The following is a 2,891-nucleotide window of genomic DNA, read 5'->3' as shown; positions in this document are numbered from 1 at the left end:
CGGCGCTCCTCCCGCTCGAGAACCTGCGGACCGGCCTGGGCGCCGCCCTGGGGCCTGGCGACCTGCTGTAAGCCTTTTGGTACCCGAGACCGCACATAGCATGTTCGCACGATCTAAGTAGTTCGGAGACGAGGGCGATTGTAGCTCGAAACTCGATGTCGGAATTGTCGTTTACGCGTGAAGACGAGGCGGAACCTCGATCCGGGCCCAAGCCAGCCAAGGGTCTCGATGCGCGCTGTGTGGAGGTCCGCATCGTACTCCCAGGGTTCAGGACGATTCACCTCGGGTTGGACGTCAGTTTTGAATTGCATGGAGTGCGCGAGCCAACGTTTTTCGGTCCCCACCTACGATTCGCGTATACCGAAGGGTGCAGGAAGATTTTCGGTGCCGAATTTGGGGTGCGGTTCACGTCCCGATGAAGGCGTCGTGAGCATTCCCTCGTTTGACGAGAGGGCCGAGAAGCTAGTTTGAGGCCCGTGAAAGCCAGAACAGCAATCCTGTTCGCGGCGCCGTCGGTATTGCCAATGGTCCGAGGCCGTACGTCAACGGGCGTCGTACCCGTTGGCACGAAACTTGACGCTAAGACATCAAACGGCGGGTAGTTGCGTTGACGGGTAGGGCCGCGGTGAAACTTAAAACCGGCGGCAACAATCCCGCGCGATGCGAGCCGTAGAGTGGCGCTGCCTTCCAACTTGGTCAAGCAAGACAATTCCGGTCTCGTTGAAAAAAGGGTAGCAACCCCCAGAGTCTCTCACGCCCTGTCGAGCCATTTGATATACACACCATTGTGAATTCCTTTCCGATTGGAGCACGAATGCGTACACAGCTGCGTCGAAGCTGGAGTACTTGTTTAAGCGTGTGTTTGCGAAGGTTCGGGGTGTTGGGTTCTGTGCACATTTCAAAGAGCGCACTCGTGACTGCTGCATGCCTCGTTGGCGTCGTCGGTGTTGCGAGCGCGCAGGGATTCGTGCAGCCAGAGGATTTGCAGGACGCGGGCGTCCGTGTGTTTCAGATAACCGATGCCTCTTCGAAGTTTGTCGAGATTGGGCGTCTCGCCGACGCTGCCCGGCGTTGCGAAGGTCCAGCTCTTGCGGTGGTTAGAGAGGGAGACCGTCATCTTGTGCGCGCGTACGGCACGCACCTCGTCACGGAAGATACGTATCGAGTCGGGGGCCCTTCGGAAATTGTTCGTGCCCAGCAAATGGCTCTTGAACGTGCACAAGTTGTAATAGGTGAATTATTCTTCTCAACGGGAGATCAAAGTCTTTTGTCGGCCGGAGCGCGGCTCGGTCACGGTGCGGACGGTGCCAAGGCACTCCGAATTGTTCGAAGTCAATACGACGAATCCTCCAAAATTCTTTCAGGACATGCCTCAAGCGTCCAGAGTGCTTTCATGGGTGAGGGACGTGGCTACTGCGTCATATCTGCGTATGACGTAACGAGGTGGACGGATAGGGCCGACGGTGAGGCTCGGGCATCTCGGAGCGCAATGGACTTGTCTTCGCTGACTCCCTCCGACACCGATACCGTGACTGGGAGCGATGCAAGCGCAGCTTCGGAGAGCGAAACAGTACCAAAGAGCGAAGAGGTCACCAGAACCGCCGCCTCGCGTGTGCTTGGTACGGTAAGCGGGTTCGTAGCCTCCATCAAGGGTGTGGAGCTCGACGATGAGATCGCATTTGACGCGTTTCGTGCCTGCGGGGACGTCACGTACGCTTGGGTTGTCGATGTCGATGAGGAACGAGATGGAGTCGTCGATGCTCTCGTAGCGGTAGTCCCTTTTCTGGACGAAACTGAAAATTCTGAGTCACGCTCCGCCAATGCCGACACCATCTGGGTGGAGACAAAGAGAAGCAGTCGGTTTGTTGCGCGTGACGCAGCGATCAAGGCAAGTAGTTTGTCGTGGGTCGCGCAGGGTGGATCTGAAGACGAACTCACGTCGGTCGTCCGGCTGAAGGATCTCTCGATTGACGACGGCGGTGACCTGTGCGAAGTCTCGGTGTTCCAAGTGGGGGTGAATCGATCTAGAGATCGTGTCGTGGTGCCCGGCAGCCGGCAGGGGAATCCCTGGTCCAAGATGGAAGACTCGCCTGCAGCTTTGGCAGAGGAGGTGTTCTCCTGGTTCACGACAATGGAAGTGGGACGTGAGAGCTGCGAGCTCAACCTCAGCGACGGTACGAGCACTTGGGAGTTTCGCAGTGTCAACGTTGGGCGTGAACGGTCTGATGCCGACGTGGTGAGGAGGGACGAGGAGCGATTGCGTCTTCAACTGGCGCCCGAAAACGCCGGTATTAGCCTGCCTCTGGCACCACTGCGCTCGGACCCGAAAGTTACCGGCATTGAGGTGGAGGTCGCCGCCACTTCGTTGAGAGGGCCGGCTACAACGCATGAACGTGACGATGCCTTAAGTAGGTTGTCCTTCTCAAGTGGCCTCGGAGACGTAACGTTCACGAAGGAAGAAAGCTCTCAACCTAATCGGCAACGACAAACCGTCGAGAGAAGTGAGCGGGCACAAATCCGAGTCGAAAGCACGTCTTTCATGTGCACGCCTGCCACGTTGACGCGCGTAACGTGCGAGGGCGTTCCCCTAGGCCACTCTCTTGAGGTTAACGGAGTGAACTTCGTCAGGCGTGGCCCATGGAACATCACACCAGAAAATGCAAGCGCGACGTGCACCACCGGCATTACGCAAATGTTCGACCTGTTTCGTGGAGAGTCCGACTTCAACGCGAATATCGAGCACTGGGATACCAGCAGCGTTACTGACATGTCACATATGTTTGAAGGCGCTTCGAGTTTCAATCAAGACATCGGCAATTGGGACACGAGTAATGTAACTGACATGTCACATATGTTTGGGGGCGCTTCGAGTTTTAATCAAGACATCGGCA

Annotated in this window: 2 protein-coding genes; one reads left to right on the top strand and one right to left on the bottom strand. The window is 56.9% G+C overall.

Translation table 11 applies throughout. From position 1 onward, the window contains the following. Window positions 1–898 precede the first annotated feature (898 nt). The gene (locus tag RI554_11145) at window positions 899–1,117 is read right to left on the bottom strand and encodes a hypothetical protein (protein ID MDR9392569.1); all 219 of its coding nucleotides are present in this window, start codon (window positions 1,115–1,117) and stop codon (window positions 899–901) included. A 537-nt stretch (window positions 1,118–1,654) separates the two neighbouring features. Here RI554_11145 and RI554_11140 point away from each other — a divergent pair. Further along, window positions 1,655–2,891 (top strand): BspA family leucine-rich repeat surface protein (locus tag RI554_11140; protein ID MDR9392568.1); only part of this gene is annotated, 1,237 nt, incomplete at its 3' end.

The organism is Trueperaceae bacterium, from assembly GCA_031581195.1.
Taxonomy (GTDB): domain Bacteria; phylum Deinococcota; class Deinococci; order Deinococcales; family Trueperaceae; genus SLSQ01.
Note: the sequence above shows the minus strand (reverse complement) of the source record. Positions and strands in the feature narration are given on the sequence as shown.